This is a genomic window from Vogesella mureinivorans (assembly GCF_007644035.1).
Taxonomy (GTDB): domain Bacteria; phylum Pseudomonadota; class Gammaproteobacteria; order Burkholderiales; family Chromobacteriaceae; genus Vogesella; species Vogesella mureinivorans.
Genome location: NZ_VMTV02000909.1, coordinates 155,563 through 170,731, shown reverse-complemented (window position 1 = coordinate 170,731; position 15,169 = coordinate 155,563). Strand labels below are relative to the sequence as shown.

At 61.5% G+C, this 15,169-nt stretch carries 15 protein-coding genes and 1 other RNA gene; 10 read left to right on the top strand and 6 right to left on the bottom strand.

Annotated features, from left to right (window positions below):
* The 5 genes from FLQ44_RS21000 to FLQ44_RS20980 all read left to right on the top strand — a co-directional run bounded on the left by FLQ44_RS21000 (position 1) and on the right by FLQ44_RS20980 (position 2,800).
* The gene (locus tag FLQ44_RS21000; RefSeq protein WP_147695926.1) at positions 1 to 876 is read left to right on the top strand and encodes a glycine-rich domain-containing protein; all 876 of its coding nucleotides are present in this window, start codon (positions 1 to 3) and stop codon (positions 874 to 876) included.
* A gap of 2 nt (positions 877 to 878) precedes the next feature.
* The gene (locus FLQ44_RS20995) at positions 879 to 1,427 is read left to right on the top strand and encodes an HI_1402-related protein (RefSeq protein WP_240801366.1); all 549 of its coding nucleotides are present in this window, start codon (positions 879 to 881) and stop codon (positions 1,425 to 1,427) included.
* On the top strand, positions 1,415 to 1,717 hold the full coding sequence (locus tag FLQ44_RS20990; RefSeq protein WP_147695925.1) for a hypothetical protein: 303 nt from the start codon (positions 1,415 to 1,417) through the stop codon (positions 1,715 to 1,717). Before FLQ44_RS20995 ends, FLQ44_RS20990 begins: the two co-directional genes overlap by 13 nt.
* Positions 1,718 to 1,857: 140 nt before the next feature.
* On the top strand, positions 1,858 to 2,058 hold the full coding sequence (locus FLQ44_RS20985) for a Com family DNA-binding transcriptional regulator (protein ID WP_206209033.1): 201 nt from the start codon (positions 1,858 to 1,860) through the stop codon (positions 2,056 to 2,058).
* Positions 2,006 to 2,800: a DNA adenine methylase gene (locus FLQ44_RS20980; protein ID WP_147695924.1), complete on the top strand. Its 795-nt coding sequence runs from the start codon at positions 2,006 to 2,008 to the stop codon at positions 2,798 to 2,800. Before FLQ44_RS20985 ends, FLQ44_RS20980 begins: the two co-directional genes overlap by 53 nt.
* 184 nt (positions 2,801 to 2,984) lie before the next feature.
* Here the strand turns inward: FLQ44_RS20980 and ssrA are convergent.
* Together ssrA and FLQ44_RS20970 are read right to left on the bottom strand one after the other, a co-directional pair.
* Positions 2,985 to 3,346, bottom strand: a transfer-messenger RNA (tmRNA) gene (gene ssrA / locus FLQ44_RS20975).
* Positions 3,347 to 3,400: 54 nt separating this feature from the next.
* Positions 3,401 to 4,258, bottom strand: coding sequence for a hypothetical protein (locus tag FLQ44_RS20970; protein WP_147695923.1), 858 nt, complete (start codon positions 4,256 to 4,258; stop codon positions 3,401 to 3,403).
* 115 nt (positions 4,259 to 4,373) lie between these two features.
* Here FLQ44_RS20970 and typA point away from each other — a divergent pair, with 115 nt between their 5' ends.
* A complete protein-coding gene (typA, locus tag FLQ44_RS20965) occupies positions 4,374 to 6,188 on the top strand; it encodes a translational GTPase TypA (RefSeq protein WP_147695922.1) in 1,815 nt (604 codons plus the stop codon).
* Between the two features lie 107 nt (positions 6,189 to 6,295).
* Here the strand turns inward: typA and FLQ44_RS20960 are convergent, their stop codons facing one another.
* The 4 genes from FLQ44_RS20960 to ilvA all read right to left on the bottom strand — a co-directional run bounded on the left by FLQ44_RS20960 (position 6,296) and on the right by ilvA (position 11,823).
* Positions 6,296 to 7,894 carry a diguanylate cyclase domain-containing protein gene (locus FLQ44_RS20960; protein WP_147695921.1) on the bottom strand — a complete coding sequence of 533 codons (1,599 nt, stop codon included), beginning with the start codon at positions 7,892 to 7,894 and terminating at the stop codon, positions 6,296 to 6,298.
* A gap of 2 nt (positions 7,895 to 7,896) precedes the next feature.
* Positions 7,897 to 9,426 (bottom strand): FecR family protein, encoded by a 1,530-nt coding sequence (locus FLQ44_RS20955; RefSeq protein ID WP_147695920.1) that lies wholly within the window; start codon positions 9,424 to 9,426, stop codon positions 7,897 to 7,899.
* A gap of 153 nt (positions 9,427 to 9,579) precedes the next feature.
* Positions 9,580 to 10,227 carry an HAD family hydrolase gene (locus FLQ44_RS20950; RefSeq protein WP_147695919.1) on the bottom strand — a complete coding sequence of 216 codons (648 nt, stop codon included), beginning with the start codon at positions 10,225 to 10,227 and terminating at the stop codon, positions 9,580 to 9,582.
* Between the two features lie 66 nt (positions 10,228 to 10,293).
* Positions 10,294 to 11,823, bottom strand: coding sequence for a threonine ammonia-lyase, biosynthetic (gene ilvA, locus FLQ44_RS20945; RefSeq protein ID WP_147695918.1), 1,530 nt, complete (start codon positions 11,821 to 11,823; stop codon positions 10,294 to 10,296).
* Positions 11,824 to 12,039: 216 nt separating this feature from the next.
* On the opposite strand from ilvA, the gene FLQ44_RS20940 reads away from it, so the two are divergent.
* From FLQ44_RS20940 to lipA, 4 genes are read left to right on the top strand one after another with little or no spacing between them, the layout of a single operon-like run.
* Complete coding sequence (locus tag FLQ44_RS20940; RefSeq protein ID WP_147695917.1) at positions 12,040 to 13,182, top strand: D-alanyl-D-alanine carboxypeptidase family protein; 1,143 nt, start codon at positions 12,040 to 12,042, stop codon at positions 13,180 to 13,182.
* A gap of 56 nt (positions 13,183 to 13,238) precedes the next feature.
* Entirely contained in the window at positions 13,239 to 13,517 is a 279-nt protein-coding gene (locus tag FLQ44_RS20935) for an HP0495 family protein (protein ID WP_147695916.1), read from the top strand.
* A gap of 3 nt (positions 13,518 to 13,520) precedes the next feature.
* Positions 13,521 to 14,144: a lipoyl(octanoyl) transferase LipB gene (gene lipB, locus FLQ44_RS20930; RefSeq protein ID WP_147695915.1), complete on the top strand. Its 624-nt coding sequence runs from the start codon at positions 13,521 to 13,523 to the stop codon at positions 14,142 to 14,144.
* Positions 14,141 to 15,112: a lipoyl synthase gene (lipA, locus tag FLQ44_RS20925; protein ID WP_147695914.1), complete on the top strand. Its 972-nt coding sequence runs from the start codon at positions 14,141 to 14,143 to the stop codon at positions 15,110 to 15,112. The genes lipB and lipA overlap by 4 nt, the downstream gene beginning before the upstream one ends.
* Positions 15,113 to 15,169: the final 57 nt, after the last annotated feature.

The window sequence follows — 15,169 nt, the reverse complement described above, 5'->3', positions numbered from 1 at the left end:
ATGCAGCACAAAATGCCCCCCGTTGCTACAGCCGACGGGATGTTCCATGACGGTAACCCGGCCACGGGTGAGCCGGGGACAATCGTTTCGGCTTTGTGGCTAAACGCATTGCAAAGCGCTACCCGTAATGTGCAGGCCGAGCTGTTATCTGTTCTGGAAGCTGCCGGGGTTGAAGCTGATCCAGACGAAATCAACCAGCTGGAGGCGGCCATCAAGCAGCTGGCCTGGGGGGCGCTACAGCGGCCAAGCACCGTCAGTGGCTATGGCATCACTGATGCCCTGCGCGGACAGGTGCAGCACATTACGGCAACAGGCCAGTTTGTTGTCCCAGCGGGCGTGCACCGAGTTTGCGTCACGCTTGCTGGCGGCGGTGGCGGTGGCGCGGGTGCCATCATGGGTACCCCTTATTTGCCAGCTGGTGGTGGTGCCGGCCAGGTCAAGTACCGCGAGTTTCTGGATGTTGTGCCGGGTCAGCGCATCACGGTCACAGTCGGTACTGGCGGGCAGGAGGGAATAGGTTCTGCCAGTGGGGGGAACTACACGAACAGTAATGGTATGCCTGGTGGGGTCAGCAGCTTTGGAGCGCTACTATCGGCTGCTGGTGGTGCTGGCGGTGCATGCCAGCCTTCGCACAGTTATGGGGGGGCGGCGGGTGGTGGGCCATTTGCCGAACGGGGGGCGGATGGGGATGTGAGTACTGCGCAAACGCTGGGCGCGGTGGGTGGTGGCAATATCCTGGCACCGGCCATGCATGCCAGTTATCACGCCAGTGGTACTGCACTGGGGTATGGGGCGGGTGGTTGTGGCGGTCGGGCGGCGGGTTATTGGCAGAATGGCGCAGCCGGCGGGGCCGGTGTGTGCATCGTGGAGTGGTGAACATGGCTAAAGCAAAATCGGGCGTAACTTATGCGCAAGTAGTGGGTGGCAAGGTGCATTGGCTATTTACACGTGCAGACCTTGCCGAATGGGATGATGGGAGTATCCACGTGGTGGAGGCTGTCGGGCAGGTTGCCATCGGCGATACCTACGATGGGGAGCTGTTTTTACCGGCTGGGACGCCAGAGCCGCAAGCGCTGCGTCTGGCTGGGGTGGCATTGATCAATGCCGCTAGTAATAACGCATTGCAGGCATTGACGGCAGCCTACCCGGAGCGTGAGATCAACAGCTGGCCACAGCAAGAACGCGAGGCACGCAGCCTGGAGCAGGATGTATCAGCGGCTGTGCCATTACTGTCTGCCATCGCTAGTGCACGCGGCCTGGACGTGGCAGAGCTTGCCGCAAGGGTGCGGGAGAAATCCGACGCATTTGCCATCGCCAGTGGAGCCATTATTGGCCGCCGTCAGGCACTGGAAGATGTGCTGGCTGCTATCGACCTGGACGCGCCGGATGCGGCAAGCCAGATTGAGGCCGTGCAATGGGGCGATTGATCCTGCTGGGCTTGTGGCTGGCGGCCCTGACGGCAGTAGCGTTGGCGTTGGCGATGGCACTGCTGCAGGTGCTGGCGGGTAGCACCCGTGCAGTACGTGTATTTGTCGGGGCGGACCAAACCTTGAATGCCGCCATGGGCGGCAGCGAGGACGAAACCATCAGCAGCCGTGCAGGTAAAGGCGCAAAGCAAGGTGTGTGGCGCTACTGCTTGCTGTGCCGGCTGCTGGAGCAAATCGACCCAGGCCACTGCGCACGCAGCATCGAGCCAGACGAAGGTGTAGTGAAATAATCAGAGAACAGCAACCGGCCGGGTGCTACGAACACCCGACCGGCTAGCTGACCCGCAGATGTAGCCTGCAAGTCACCCCTAGGCTGCCACTTTCAGCGCTGAAAGCCCGGCAAGTTTAGCGGTATTTTTGACACTTGCAGATGAAAAACGACATGCGCTGCGATGCCTGCCATCGCAAGCTGGCCGAAGGGCTGGCCATCAGACTCACGATCAAATGCCCGCGTTGCGGTGCAATCAATCACTTTTCAACGACAGAGCGCCCGCGAGCGCCAAGCCAAGGACACACCGATGGATGCGAATCCGGTCATCCCCTGGCTGGGCGGCAAGCGCCGTCTGGCTGACAAGCTGTTCCCGCTGTTCCCCAAGCATGACTGCTATGTGGAGCTGTTCTGCGGCGGTGCCGCGCTGTACTTCCTGCGCCATAGCCGCGCCCACTGCGAAGTGCTGAACGATGTAAACGGCGAGCTGGTGAACCTGTACCGGGTGATCCAGCATCACCTGGAAGAGTTCGTGCGGCAGTTCAAATGGGCACTCAGCAGCCGCGAGGTGTTCAAGTGGCAGCAAATGACGCAGCCGGAAACCCTCACCGACATCCAGCGCGCTGCGCGGTTCTTCTACCTGCAGCACCATGCCTTTAGCGGCAAGGTAGAAGGCCAGCATTACGGCACGGCCACCACCGCACCGATGGTCAACCTGTGCCGCATCGAAGAAAACCTGAGCGCCGCGCACCTGCGGCTATCCGGTACCAATATCGAGCACCTGCCGTGGCAGCAGTGCCTGAAGCGCTACGACCGCCCGCATACCTTCTTCTACGCCGACCCACCGTACTGGCAAACCGAAGGCTACGGCGTACCGTTCGACTTTGACCAATACCAGCAACTGGCCGAGGCCATGCGTAGCTGCAAGGGCAAGGTGATGGTGAGCATTAACGACCATCCGGACATACGGGAGGCGTTCAAGGGCTTCTGGATGGAAGGGCTGGATATCAAGTACAGCACCGCCAACACGCACGGCGCGCCGGAGACCAGCAGGGAGCTGGTGATACTGAACTGGGAGCCGGATGCGATGGGGGGATTGTTCTAAGGTGTGGCACCGGCTAGCTGTGCCAATACCCTAGCAAAGCGACCGGCGCGGCAGGTGACAAAAGCGGCGTGAAAATGTGCCAAAATGCGCGCGACGCTACATAATGTCAGTGTCGATGTCAGTATTTGCGAGAATGTCGGACTAAAAGAAAAAAGCCCTGAAAAATCAGGGCTTTTGAGTGTTCTGGTGGAGGCGGCGGGAATCGAACCCGCGTCCGGAAATCCTCTACGAAGAGATCTACATACTTAGTCGTGTCATTTGGATTTAACCGCTACCACGCCGACGGACAGGCTGGGTATTGGCGAGTTACCTTAAGTTTAGCCTCTGATCAAGTAACCCGGTCAAAGGCGATCTGATGTGAAATGACTCTACCGGGGTTGCCCCCACAGCCCATCAGCAAGCTGCTGTAGAGTCTAGCTGCGATTAAGCAGCTAGAGCGTAAGTTTCGTCGTTTGCGACTAAAAAAATTCAGTGTTTAACGGGATGACTGAAATCCCGGTATGCCCTCATCCGCTTCGCAACCCCCGTCGAAACCAGGTCGCCCCCAGATAAGAGTGCAGAGTATAGCGCCATTCCCGCACGGGCGCTAGCGTGCGGGGCTTATTGTACGGGGGACAGCGCTTCGATCAGGGCCACTTCCTGGGTGTAGCTCAGGGCTTTCAGGCGCTCCAGCAGGGCGTCGCCGTCGGCCTGGTGTTTTTGGTCCAGCTCGTCGTGCAGGATGCGGCTTTCTACGGCCAGCCACAGGCCGCGGCACGATTCGGCAGTTTCAAAACGGGTGCTGCGCAATACTTCGGCTACCAGGCGCAGCTCGTTGTCGCTGAAGCGGCGCGACAGCATGGCTTGTTCGCGGCGGATGATTTCGGCGTAGCGGTCACACATTTCCTGGATGCGCGCGTCGAGCGGCGGCTCGGCCGGGGCGTCTTCCAGTGCTTCGGCGTTGTACCAGGCGGCGGCGTCCAGGGTGAGGCTTTCGGCGGCTTCTTGCCAGGCTTGCTGCAGGGCTTGGGTAAATTGCGGGTTGGCCGCAAAGCTCAGATTAAAGGCCATGGCGGGCGGCTCGTCGGGGTGGAGCAGGGCGCCGTTGGCGGCCAGCTCGCCGTCTTCCGTGCAGCTGACTTCGGCGCGCCAGATGCCTTCTTCTTCGGTGGCCAGGTTGTCTACCAGCACTTCGAGGTAGGGCAGCGCCAGTGCCTGGCCTTCGTCGGCGGTCACCAGGCGGATGGCGATGTCGAACAGGTGCTGTTTGGCCAGGGTCATGATCTGCAGGCCGTTGTCGTGGCGCAGCAGGGTGTAGCTGCTGCCGGTGTCGTACACGGCCAGGTCGTGTGCGTCGCGCGCGCTCTTGCTGAGTATGCCGTTTAGCTGGCTGGCCAGCTGGTTTATGTCGGTGTCTGGCGCACCGTAGCTGGTGCGATAGTCAAGGTGGGCGTGCCACAGTGCGTTCCAGTCGTACATATGTGTTCTTTCTTGCTAGAAAACGGCGCCAGTGTACAGAAAAAATCACGTGAGAACTGTAGAGTTGGCCGCGGCATGGTAGAATCCGCGCGACTTTTTAAAATGACGTATCCCCATGACCCGACAAATTCGTAACATCGCCATTATTGCTCACGTTGACCACGGCAAGACTACGCTGGTTGACCAACTGCTGCGCCAGTCCGGCACATTCCGCGAAAACCAGCAGGTTGACGAGCGTGTAATGGACTCCAACGATCTGGAAAAAGAACGCGGCATTACCATTCTGGCCAAGAACACCGCCATCGATTACGAAGGCGTGCATATCAACATCGTTGACACCCCGGGCCACGCCGACTTCGGCGGTGAAGTAGAGCGCGTTCTGGGTATGGTGGATGGCGTACTGCTGCTGGTGGATGCTGTAGAAGGCCCGATGCCGCAAACCCGCTTTGTTACTAAGAAAGCCCTGGCCCTGGGCCTGCGCCCTATCGTGGTAATCAACAAGGTAGACCGCCCGGGCGCACGCCCTGACTGGGTGGTAGACCAGACTTTCGACCTGTTCGACAAGCTGGGCGCGACCGACGAGCAGCTGGACTTCCCGATCATCTACGCTTCCGGCCTGAACGGCTTTGCCAAGCTGGAGCTGGAAGAAGAGTCCGACAACATGCGCCCGCTGTTCGAAACCGTGCTCAAGCACGTGCCTACCCCACCGGGTAGCCCGGACGCGCCGCTGCAGCTGCAGATTTCTGCACTGGACTACTCTACTTATACCGGCCGCCTGGGTGTGGGCCGCGTACTGAACGGCCGTATCAAGCCAGGCCAGGCTGTGGTGGTGATGAACCATGACGACCAGGTGGCTTCGGGCCGTATCAACCAGGTGCTGGGTTACCAGGGTCTGGACCGCGTACCGGTAGAAAGCGCCGAAGCTGGTGACATCATTATTATTTCCGGTATCGAGGATATCGGTATCGGTGTGACCATCTGCGACAAAGAGCAGCCAGTTGGCCTGCCTATGCTGTCGGTGGATGAGCCTACCCTGACCATGGACTTCATGGTGAACTCGTCCCCGCTGGCCGGTACCGAAGGCAAGTTCGTAACTAGCCGCCAGATTCGCGACCGTCTGACCAAAGAGCTGCTGACCAACGTGGCCCTGCGTGTTGAAGACACCGAAGATTCCGACGTGTTCCGTGTATCCGGCCGTGGCGAGCTGCACCTGACCATTCTGCTGGAAAACATGCGTCGCGAAGGTTTTGAAATGGCTGTAGCCAAGCCGCGCGTGGTGTTCAAGGACATCGACGGCGAGAAGAGCGAGCCGTACGAAAACCTGACCATCGACCTGGAAGATTCGCACCAGGGCGGCGTGATGGAAGAAATCGGCCGTCGTCGTGGCGAGCTGACCAATATGGAATCGGATGGCCAGGGCCGTACCCGTCTGGAATACCACATTCCGGCACGTGGCCTGATCGGCTTCCAGTCCGATTTCATGACCATGACCCGCGGTACCGGCCTGATGAGCCACGTATTTGACGACTACGGTCCGGTAAAAGCCGACCTGCCAGGCCGTCACAATGGCGTGCTGATCTCGCAGGATAACGGCGAAGCCGTAGCCTACGCACTGTGGAACCTGGAAGATCGCGGCCGTATGTTCGTGTCCCCGGGCGACAAACTGTACGAAGGCATGATCATCGGTATCCACAGCCGTGATAACGACCTGGTGGTTAACCCGCTGAAAGGCAAGAAGCTGACCAACGTTCGTGCCTCCGGTACTGACGAAGCCGTGCGTCTGACTACCCCGATCAAGCTGACGCTGGAATCGGCCGTAGAGTTCATCGACGACGACGAACTGGTGGAAATCACCCCGAAATCCATCCGTATCCGCAAGCGCTTCCTGCAAGAGCACGAGCGTCGCCGTATGTCCAAGCAAGAAAACTAAGCAGCGTTTAGCCTGCTAGCCATGCCGCCCCGGTGCAAGCCGCGGCGGCATTTTTCATGGTGGTGGCGGGTAAAAGGTTGGCCGCAGGCCGTGGCCGGCTGGGTGAATTAGACGCGGGTGGCCAGCAGGCCGTCGGCTACGCAGGCCTGGTCGCGGCCGTTGCGTTTGGCTTGGTACAGGGCCTGGTCGGCTTGCTCGAAGATGCTGCGCACGGTGGCGTCCGGCTCGGGTGTGCCGGCATAGATGCCGATACTGCAGCTGACGCGGCCAAGCGGGCTGCTGTGATGGGGAATCTGGCGGCTGAGCAGACGAAAGCGCAGCTCGTTGGCGATGGCCTCGGCTTGCTTTTGCGAGGTATCGGGCAGCAGCAGCGCAAATTCTTCGCCGCCAATGCGCGCCACGGTGTCTTGCGGGTTGCGCACCATGCTGGCAATCACCTGGGCGATCTGGCGCAGGATGTCGTCACCGGCGGCGTGGCCGTAGTGGTCGTTGTAGCGTTTGAAATGGTCTACATCCAGAATCAGCAGCGCCAGTGCTTGCTGCTCCAGCTGGCTGTGCTGCAGTGCCATCACAATGCGTTCGTCAAAGTGGTGGCGGTTGGCCAGACCGGTAAGCTTGTCGGTAAAAGCCAGCTTCTTGAAGTGGCTTTGCAGCAGGAAGAAGTTGCTGGCGGCGGCCAGCAAGATCAGCAGGCCGAGTGTGGCGGTGCCCAGCTCGATGTGCAGCAGCTGGTAAAGCAGGGTGTCGCCCAGCAGCATGGCGCCAACAAACAGCGCGGCCTGGCGGATGGGGTGCTGGCTTTTGCGGCGGCTGGCCAGTAGCTGCCAGCCTAGCGCCAGCCCGAGTAACAAGCCGGCACGCCAGGCCGGTGACAGGGGGCTGGCCAGGCGGTTTTGCTGCAGGCCTTGTGCCAGCGCGGCGTTGATGAAGACGCCGCTGGTTTTGGGCTGGCTGCGCTGGATGGCGGTGAAGTGCTCGTCGCCGCTGCCCGCGGCAGTTACGCCGATAAACACGGTTTTGTCTTGCAGGCGCGGGTCTGGCTGGCTGGACGATAGCAGCACCGTCATGGAAAGGGTGGTAAAGCCCGTGTCGCTGGCCAGATAGGGCAGCAAGCGGGGCTGGCTGCGGCTCCAGTCGCCTTGCCCGGTGCCTGTGGTGGTGGCAACTGGCTGGCCGGCCACCAGGGCGGCAAACGAGGCTAGCCGCGTGTCGCCGGGCCCGCTGGCCAGGTAGGTGCGGCGGATTTCGCCATGGCTTTCTGGCGGAAAGTCGCTTATGCCTACGCCGCGGGCAGCGTGGGCCAGCATAGGCAAGGGCAAGGTTGGCCGCAGGGTGTTGCCATCCGGCTCGGGGAAGGCGGGCAGGTAGACTTTGCCGTTTTGCGCAATGGCCTGCGCCAGTACCTGGTCGGATTCCGGGTGTTCGGAATGCTCGGCCAGCAGCAGGTTCAGCCCCACGGCCCGGGCGTGGCCCAGTTTACCGATGGCGTCGGCCAGCAGCTCGCGCGGCCAGGGCCAGCGCCCCAGCTGGGCCAGGCTTTTTTCATCGATGGCCACAATCACGATCTGTTCGCTGGCGTCCGGTGCCAGGGCCTGGTTGATCAGGTCCTGTACGCGGTAGTCCAGTGTCGAGGGGGCCATGCCTAGCCAGACGGCAGCGAGTGGCAGCAGGATGCCAGGCAGGGTGCGTGATGTGGGGGTGGGCATGGCTAGTCGACCAGCAGAATGTCTTCCAGTTCGGTGGCCTGGTAGCCATCTGGCGTGCTGACTTTGTAGCTTACCCGGTAGCGGCCACTAAACAGGCGTTCGCTGTCTTGCCATGCGGGCTTGTCGTTGCTGTAGACAAAGGCCTGGCTGTCGCGGCCCAGCAGCTGCAGCGTAAGCTGGTAGCGCGCATTGGCCAGCGGGTAAGGCCGGCCGCTGATCTGCATGCCGCGCTGGTAGCTGGCGCGCCACAGGCCGGCATCGGCTTGCAGGCTGTAGGTCTGGCTATAGGGGCCGGGCTTGCCTTGCTTGTCCAGGCGGGCTACCTGCCAGTACCACTGGCCACCGTCTTCCAGCTGGCGGGTGGTGTCGGGCTGGCTGATATCCCAGCTGGTAGCCAGTTGCTGCATGTCTGGCTGGCGCGACAGCGCTACGCGGTAGCGTGTGCCGTTGTCGCCACTGAAGCGGAAGGTGACCTGGCGGCCCGCCAGGCGGCTGCCATCTGCCGGGCTCATGACCAGCGGCGGGGTGGGGTGGGCGTGTACGACAAAGTCTTGCTTTGCCGGGTAGCCCTGCAGCCCGTTGGGCAGCTGGCTGCGCACGGTAAGCTGGTATTGGCCGTTTTCCAGTGCGGGGTACCACTGTGCGGTTTTTAGCAGCTTGTCGTCCACCATGCGGCGGCCAGGCTGGGTGCGCATCAGGTTGGCCTGGTAGGCGGCCATGCCTTCGGCAGGCACCCATTGCAATATGGCGGGCGAAAAGGCCTGCACGGCTGGCAGCGGGCTCAGGTCGGGGGCGGCGGGTAGTTTGATGCTACCGCTGGGCGCTTCACCACGGCGGGTAACGCTGCCGAAGCCTGCCGCCACGGCCTGGCTGCCGCTGTGGCCGCTCACTTCTACCTGGCCTTCTACTACCTCGGTGGCCGAGCTGTCGCTATCGGCCACATTCACACGAAACCCGGTGCCACGTACTGCAGTGATGGCGCTGGGGGTCTGGATGGTATGCCGGTTTTGCATGAGCGGGTTTTTCACCACGCTATTGTCCAGGCTGCCGCTTTCTATGCTGAGCCAGGTGGTGCTGGCGCCGGTGCTGGGGAAGTGCGTGGCTTCCTTGATAATAAAGCGGGCATTGGGGCCAATGCTCACCAGGCTGCCTTCTTCCATCAGCAGCTTCAGTGCGCTGTTAGGGCCGGTGCGGATAATCTTGCCGGCCTCCAGCGGGTAGCGCCTGCCGGCGTCCAGTACCTGGCCGTCCAGTGTGGCCTCGCCGACCAGGTCGGTGACGGTGGCGCTGGCGCCGTGCTGGCGCATCAGCTGCAGCGGGATGCGCAGCGTGGTGTCCGGTTTGAGTGCGTACGGGTTGCGTATGGCGTTCAGCTTTTGCAGTGCGGGGGCATGCGCCAGGCTGCCCAGGTGGGCGCGGGCAATGCTCCATAGCGTATCGCCTGGTTTGATGATGTATTGCCAGTCGTTGCTATCGGCATGGCTGGTGCCGGCTAGGCAGAGTGTCAGGGCTATCAGGCGTTTGGCGTGCATGGCGGGCGGTGGCGGATGGCCAAAATTGATTCGCTGCAATTATAAAATGACAATTGTAAAACTTGTAACTGCTTTGTGCAGCAAAGGCTCGGCTTGCTGTGGCATGGCGGTGGCGCGGGTGGTGTGCGCCGCGCCATGCTATCTGTCGGGTGCTTACAGGTGAGCCAGTAGCTCGCCTGGCTGGTTGATGGTGATATCGGCCTGCCAGCTGGCGGTGTCGTCGCTGTCGGCAATATAGCCCCAGTTCACCAGCACGGTTTTCATGCCCACGGCGCGGCCGGCCTGGATGTCGCGCTCGGCGTCGCCCACGTACAGGCAGTGGCGCGGGTCGGTGTCGATCAGCTGGCAGGCGTGCAGCATGGGCGCCGGGTCCGGCTTGGCGATGCCCACGGTGTCGCCGCTGACCACTACGGCTGGCGGGGTGGCAAACGGTAGTACCGGCACCAGGCGGTCGGTAAAGCGCATGGGTTTGTTGGTGATGATGCCCCACTGCAGGCCGCGTGCCTCCAGCGCCAGGATCAGCTCGTTGATGCCGTCAAACAGCGTGGTGTGGCTGGAAAAATCGTGGTCGTACTGCTCCAGAAAGCGCAGGCGGTATTCCTCGAAGCGCGGGTGGGTTTTGTCTATGCCAAAACCCAGGCTCACCAGGCCGCGCGCGCCGTGGCTGGCGATGGGGCGCACCGCTTCGTAGGGCTGTGGCGGCAGGTTTTCTTCGGCCAGCAGGCGGTTAAGGGCGGCGCCCAGGTCGCGGGCGGTGTCGGCCAGGGTGCCGTCCAGGTCAAACAATACTGCCTTGATCATGCAAGCGTTCTCCAAAGAAATGCGGCCAACCTTTAATAAAAGGTTGGCCGCAAGTTTACGTGAGCCTCAGCGTACTGTCTTGCCGAGGAACAGCTTGTAGGCCGGGTTGTCGGTTTCTTCTACCCACGGGTAGCCCAGCTGCGCCAGGAAGGTCTGGAACGCGGCGTTGTCTTCGTGCGGTACCTGGATGCCGATCAGCACGCGGCCGTAGTCGGCACCGTGGTTGCGGTAGTGGAACAGGCTGATGTTCCAGCCGGTCTGCATGGCTTCCAGAAAGCGCATCAGCGCGCCCGGGCGCTCGGGGAACTCGAAGCGCAGCACGCGCTCGTCTTTCAGCTGTGGCGCATGGCCGCCTACCAGGTGGCGGATATGCAGCTTGGCCAGCTCGTTGTCGGTCAGGTCCAGGCCGTCCAGCTCGTTGGCCTGCAGGTCGGCCACGATGCGGCCAACGTCTTCGCGGCCGGTAATCTGTACGCCCACAAAGACATGCGCGGTGCCGGGGTCGGCAAAGCGGTAGTTGAACTCGGTAATATTGCGGCTGCCGATCACGCTGCAAAACTTCTTGAAGCTGCCCGGCTTTTCGGGAATGGTCACGGCAATCACCGCCTCGCGGCGCTCGCCCAGCTCGGAGCGCTCGGACACGTGGCGCAGGCGGTCGAAGTTCATGTTGGCGCCGCAGTTGATGGCCACCAGCGTTTTGCCGCTGCAGCCCTCGCGCTCTACATAGGCCTTGGCCGCTGCCACGGCCAGTGCGCCGGCCGGCTCGGTAATGGAGCGGGTATCCTCGAAAATGTCCTTGATCGCGGCGCAGATGGCGTCGGTATCCACCAGCATGATTTCATCCAGCAGCTCGCGGCAGATACGGAAGGTTTCCTCGCCCACCAGCTTTACCGCCACGCCATCGGCAAACAGGCCCACGTCTTTCAGCTCCACGCGGTAGCCAGCGTCGATGGACTGCTTCATGGCGCTGGAATCCACCGGCTGCACGCCGATGATCTTGATCTGCGGCTTCAGGCGCTTGATGTAGCTGGCCACGCCAGCGGCCAGGCCGCCACCGCCGATGGCGACGAATACCGCCTCGATATCGCCCGGGTGCTGGCGCAGGATTTCCATGCCGATGGTACCCTGGCCGGCAATCACGTCCGGGTCGTCAAACGGCGGGATATAGGTCTTGCCGGTTTCTTCCACCAGCGTCATGGCGTGCTGGAAGGCATCGCTGAACGATTCGCCAGCCAGTACCACCTTGCCGCCACGGCGGGTAACACCGTCGATCTTGATGGCCGGGGTAGTGGCGGGCATCACGATGGTGGCTTCACAGCCGAGCTTGCTGGCCGATAGCGCCACGCCCTGGGCGTGGTTGCCGGCGCTGGCGGTAATCACGCCGCGCGCGCGCTGCTCGGGGGTAAGCTTGGACATTTTGTTGTAAGCGCCGCGCAGCTTGAACGAGAACACCGGCTGCAAGTCTTCGCGCTTTAGCAGAATGGTATTGCCGGTACGGCGGCTTAGGTTGGTGGCCAGCTCCAGCGGGCTTTCGATGGCAACGTCGTAGACGTTGGAAGTAAGGATGCGCTCCAGATAGTCCTTGGGGTGTGGCATGGCGATATATTCCGAGTAATTTTTTTGTCCCTGAAAGGGCAGAGTAACAGGAACTAAGCGAGCTGCGAAGGGTATAAAAGGCTCTGTAGTGCGGGCTGCCACCCGCTGGCGCCGGTACTATGCGGGCAATATTTTGTATCCCGTGGCGCAACCTCCGCTGGCCCGGCGTGTATAATGCCCGGCTGTTTTGCGACAAACCCACCGTCTATTGTTTCAATGAAAAAAACCACCTCGCTTTTGCTGACGGCAGCCTTGTCGCTGTCCACCCTCGCACACGCCACCACGCCGTTTGTGCCCCCTGTGCCGGAAATCGCCGGCAAGGCCTACTTTATTACCGATTTTTACAGCGGGCAGGTTGTTGCCGCCCGCGACCCGGATACCCGCATCGAGCCTGCGTCGCTGACCAAGCTGATGACGGCGTACCTCACCTTCAAGGCGCTGAAGGAAAAGCGCCTGACGCTGGACCAGATGCTGACCGTGTCCCAGGTGGGCTGGAAGCAGGAAGGCTCGCGCATGTTCCTCGACCCGAAAGTGCCGGTGTCGGTGGACAACCTTATCAAAGGCATGATCGTGCAGTCCGGCAACGATGCCTGCGTCACGCTGGCCGAAGCCATTGCCGGTAGCGAAGAAGTGTTTTCGCAGATGATGACAACCGAGGCCAAGCGCCTGGGCATGAACGCCAGCAGCTTCAAGAACTCCACCGGCCTGCCGCACCCGGAGCACTACACCACCACGCGCGACCTGGCCACGCTGTCTACCGCCATCATTCATGACTTCCCCGAGTTCTACCCCATCTACTCGATGAAGTCGTTCAGCTATAACAACATCACCCAGCCAAACCGCAACCTGCTGCTGTACCGCGACCCGAACGTAGACGGCATGAAAACCGGCCACACCGCCAGCGCCGGCTACAACCTGATTGCCTCCAGCAAACGCGATGGCCGCCGTGTGGTATCGGTCGTGGTAGGCACCACCAGCCCCGAAGCCCGTGCGGTGGAAAGCTCCAAGCTGCTGAACTACGCACTGCAGTTCTTTGAAACGCCCAAGCTGTACGACGCCAAAAAGCCGGTATCGGAAGTAGCCGTCTATAAAGGCGCCAGCAGCAAGCTGCCGATAGGCTTTGCCAGCGACGTGTACATCACCGTGCCCAAAGGCCAGGCCAGCCAGCTGAAAGCCGACCTGACCACCACGCAGCCCATGATTGCCCCGGTAGCCGCCGGCCAGACAGTCGGCAAGCTGACCGTGAGCCTGGCAGGCAAAGTGGTGCTGGAGCGCCCTGTGGTCGCGCTGCAGGCAGTGGAAGAGGGCGGTTTCTTCAGCCGCCTGTGGGATAGCATCAAGCTGTGGCTGGGCTGGTAATTTGAATGGTTGGCCGCATGTATGCGGCCAACCCTTTTTGTATTCAGGATGTGCATATGAGCAACCCGACAAGCGATATCAAAGACCTGCTGGAATTCCCGGCACGCTTCCCCATCAAGGTAATGGGCGAGCGCACCGACGCCTTCCTGCCTACCATCTTCGACGTCGTGCGCCTGCACGCGCCAGACCTGGAGCAGGCGCATATCGTGTCGCGCGACAGTTCCAGTGGCAAATACGTGTCGCTGACCGTGACCGTTACCGCTACGTCCAAAGAGCAGCTGGACAACATCTACCGCGCGCTGTCCGGCCACCCGCTGGTGAAGTGGGCCCTGTAAAACATGAGCCGCATCGTCAAACACCTGGGGCAGGTTGACTACACGCCCACCTGGCACGCCATGCAGGCGTTTACCGAAGCCCGTACCGACACCACGCCAGACGAGCTGTGGTGCCTGGAGCACCCGCCGGTATACACCCTGGGTCTGGCCGGCAAGCCGGAACACCTGATCATGCCCAGCAGCATCGAGGTGGTAAAGTGCGACCGCGGCGGCCAGGTCACCTACCACGGCCCCGGCCAGCTGGTGGTGTACCTGATGATCGATTTCAAGCGCATGGGCATTGGCGTGCGCGAGCTGGTGCGTCGTATCGAGCAATCGGTCATCGACCTGCTGGCCGAACTGGGCATTACCGCCTACGGCGACGTCAACGCGCCGGGGGTGTATGTCGCGGGCGAGAAAATCGCTTCGCTGGGGCTAAGAATCAAAAACGGTGCGGTGTACCACGGGCTAAGCCTGAACGTGGACATGGACCTGACACCGTTCAGCTGGATTAACCCTTGCGGCTATGCCGGCCTCAAGGTGACGCAACTCAAACACCACGGAGCCACCCTTACCGTGGCAGAAACCGCCGCACAACTGCTGCCCCATCTGGAGCGCAACCTGACGGTGATGAAGGAGACAGCATGAAACTGGACAACCAGGCAGGCGTAAAACACAAAGGCGCCGACAAGACCGCACGCATTCCCATCAAGATCGTGCCGCTGGACGAAAAGCTCAAAAAGCCGGAGTGGATTCGCGCCAAGCTGCCCAATGGCCAGCGCTTCAACGAGATCAAGCAGATCCTGCGCGAGCAGAAGCTGCACACTGTCTGTGAAGAAGCCACCTGCCCGAATATCGGCGAATGCTTCAGCAAAGGCACCGCCACCTTCATGATCATGGGTGACATCTGCACCCGCCGCTGCCCGTTCTGCGACGTAGGCCACGGCCGCCCGAACCCGCTGGACGTGAACGAGCCGCGCCATCTGGCCGAAACCGTGGCCGCGCTCAAGCTGCGCTATGTGGTGATTACCTCGGTAGACCGCGACGACCTGCGCGACGGCGGTGCCCAGCACTTTGCCGACTGCATCAGTGAAATCCGCAAACTGTCGCCCGATACCCAGATCGAAGTACTGGTGCCGGACTTCCGCGGCCGCCTGGACGTAGCGCTGGATATCCTCAGCAAAACCCCGCCGGACGTGATGAACCACAACCTGGAAACCGCGCCGCGCCTGTACAAGCAGGCTCGCCCGGGTGCCGACTACATCCACTCGCTGGAGCTGCTCAAGCAGTTCAAGGCCCTGTGCCCGGACGTGCCGACCAAATCCGGCATCATGGTCGGCCTGGGTGAAACCGACGAAGAAGTGTACGAAGTGATGGCCGATATGCGCCGTTACAACATCGACATGATCACCATCGGCCAGTACCTGCAGCCTACCGACGGCCACCTGCCGGTACTGCGCTACGTACACCCGGACCTGTTCAAAGCCTTCGAGAACAAGGCTTACGACATCGGCTTCAAACACGCCGCCGTCGGCGCCATGGTGCGTTCCAGCTACCACGCCGACGTACAAGCCCACGAAGCTGGCGTGGTGGATGCCAGCGCGATCGTCGGTTAATGCCCGCTAGCCAGGGCACTGCGTAGCCGGTGCCTGGCCCGCCACAGCCCCCCTCTG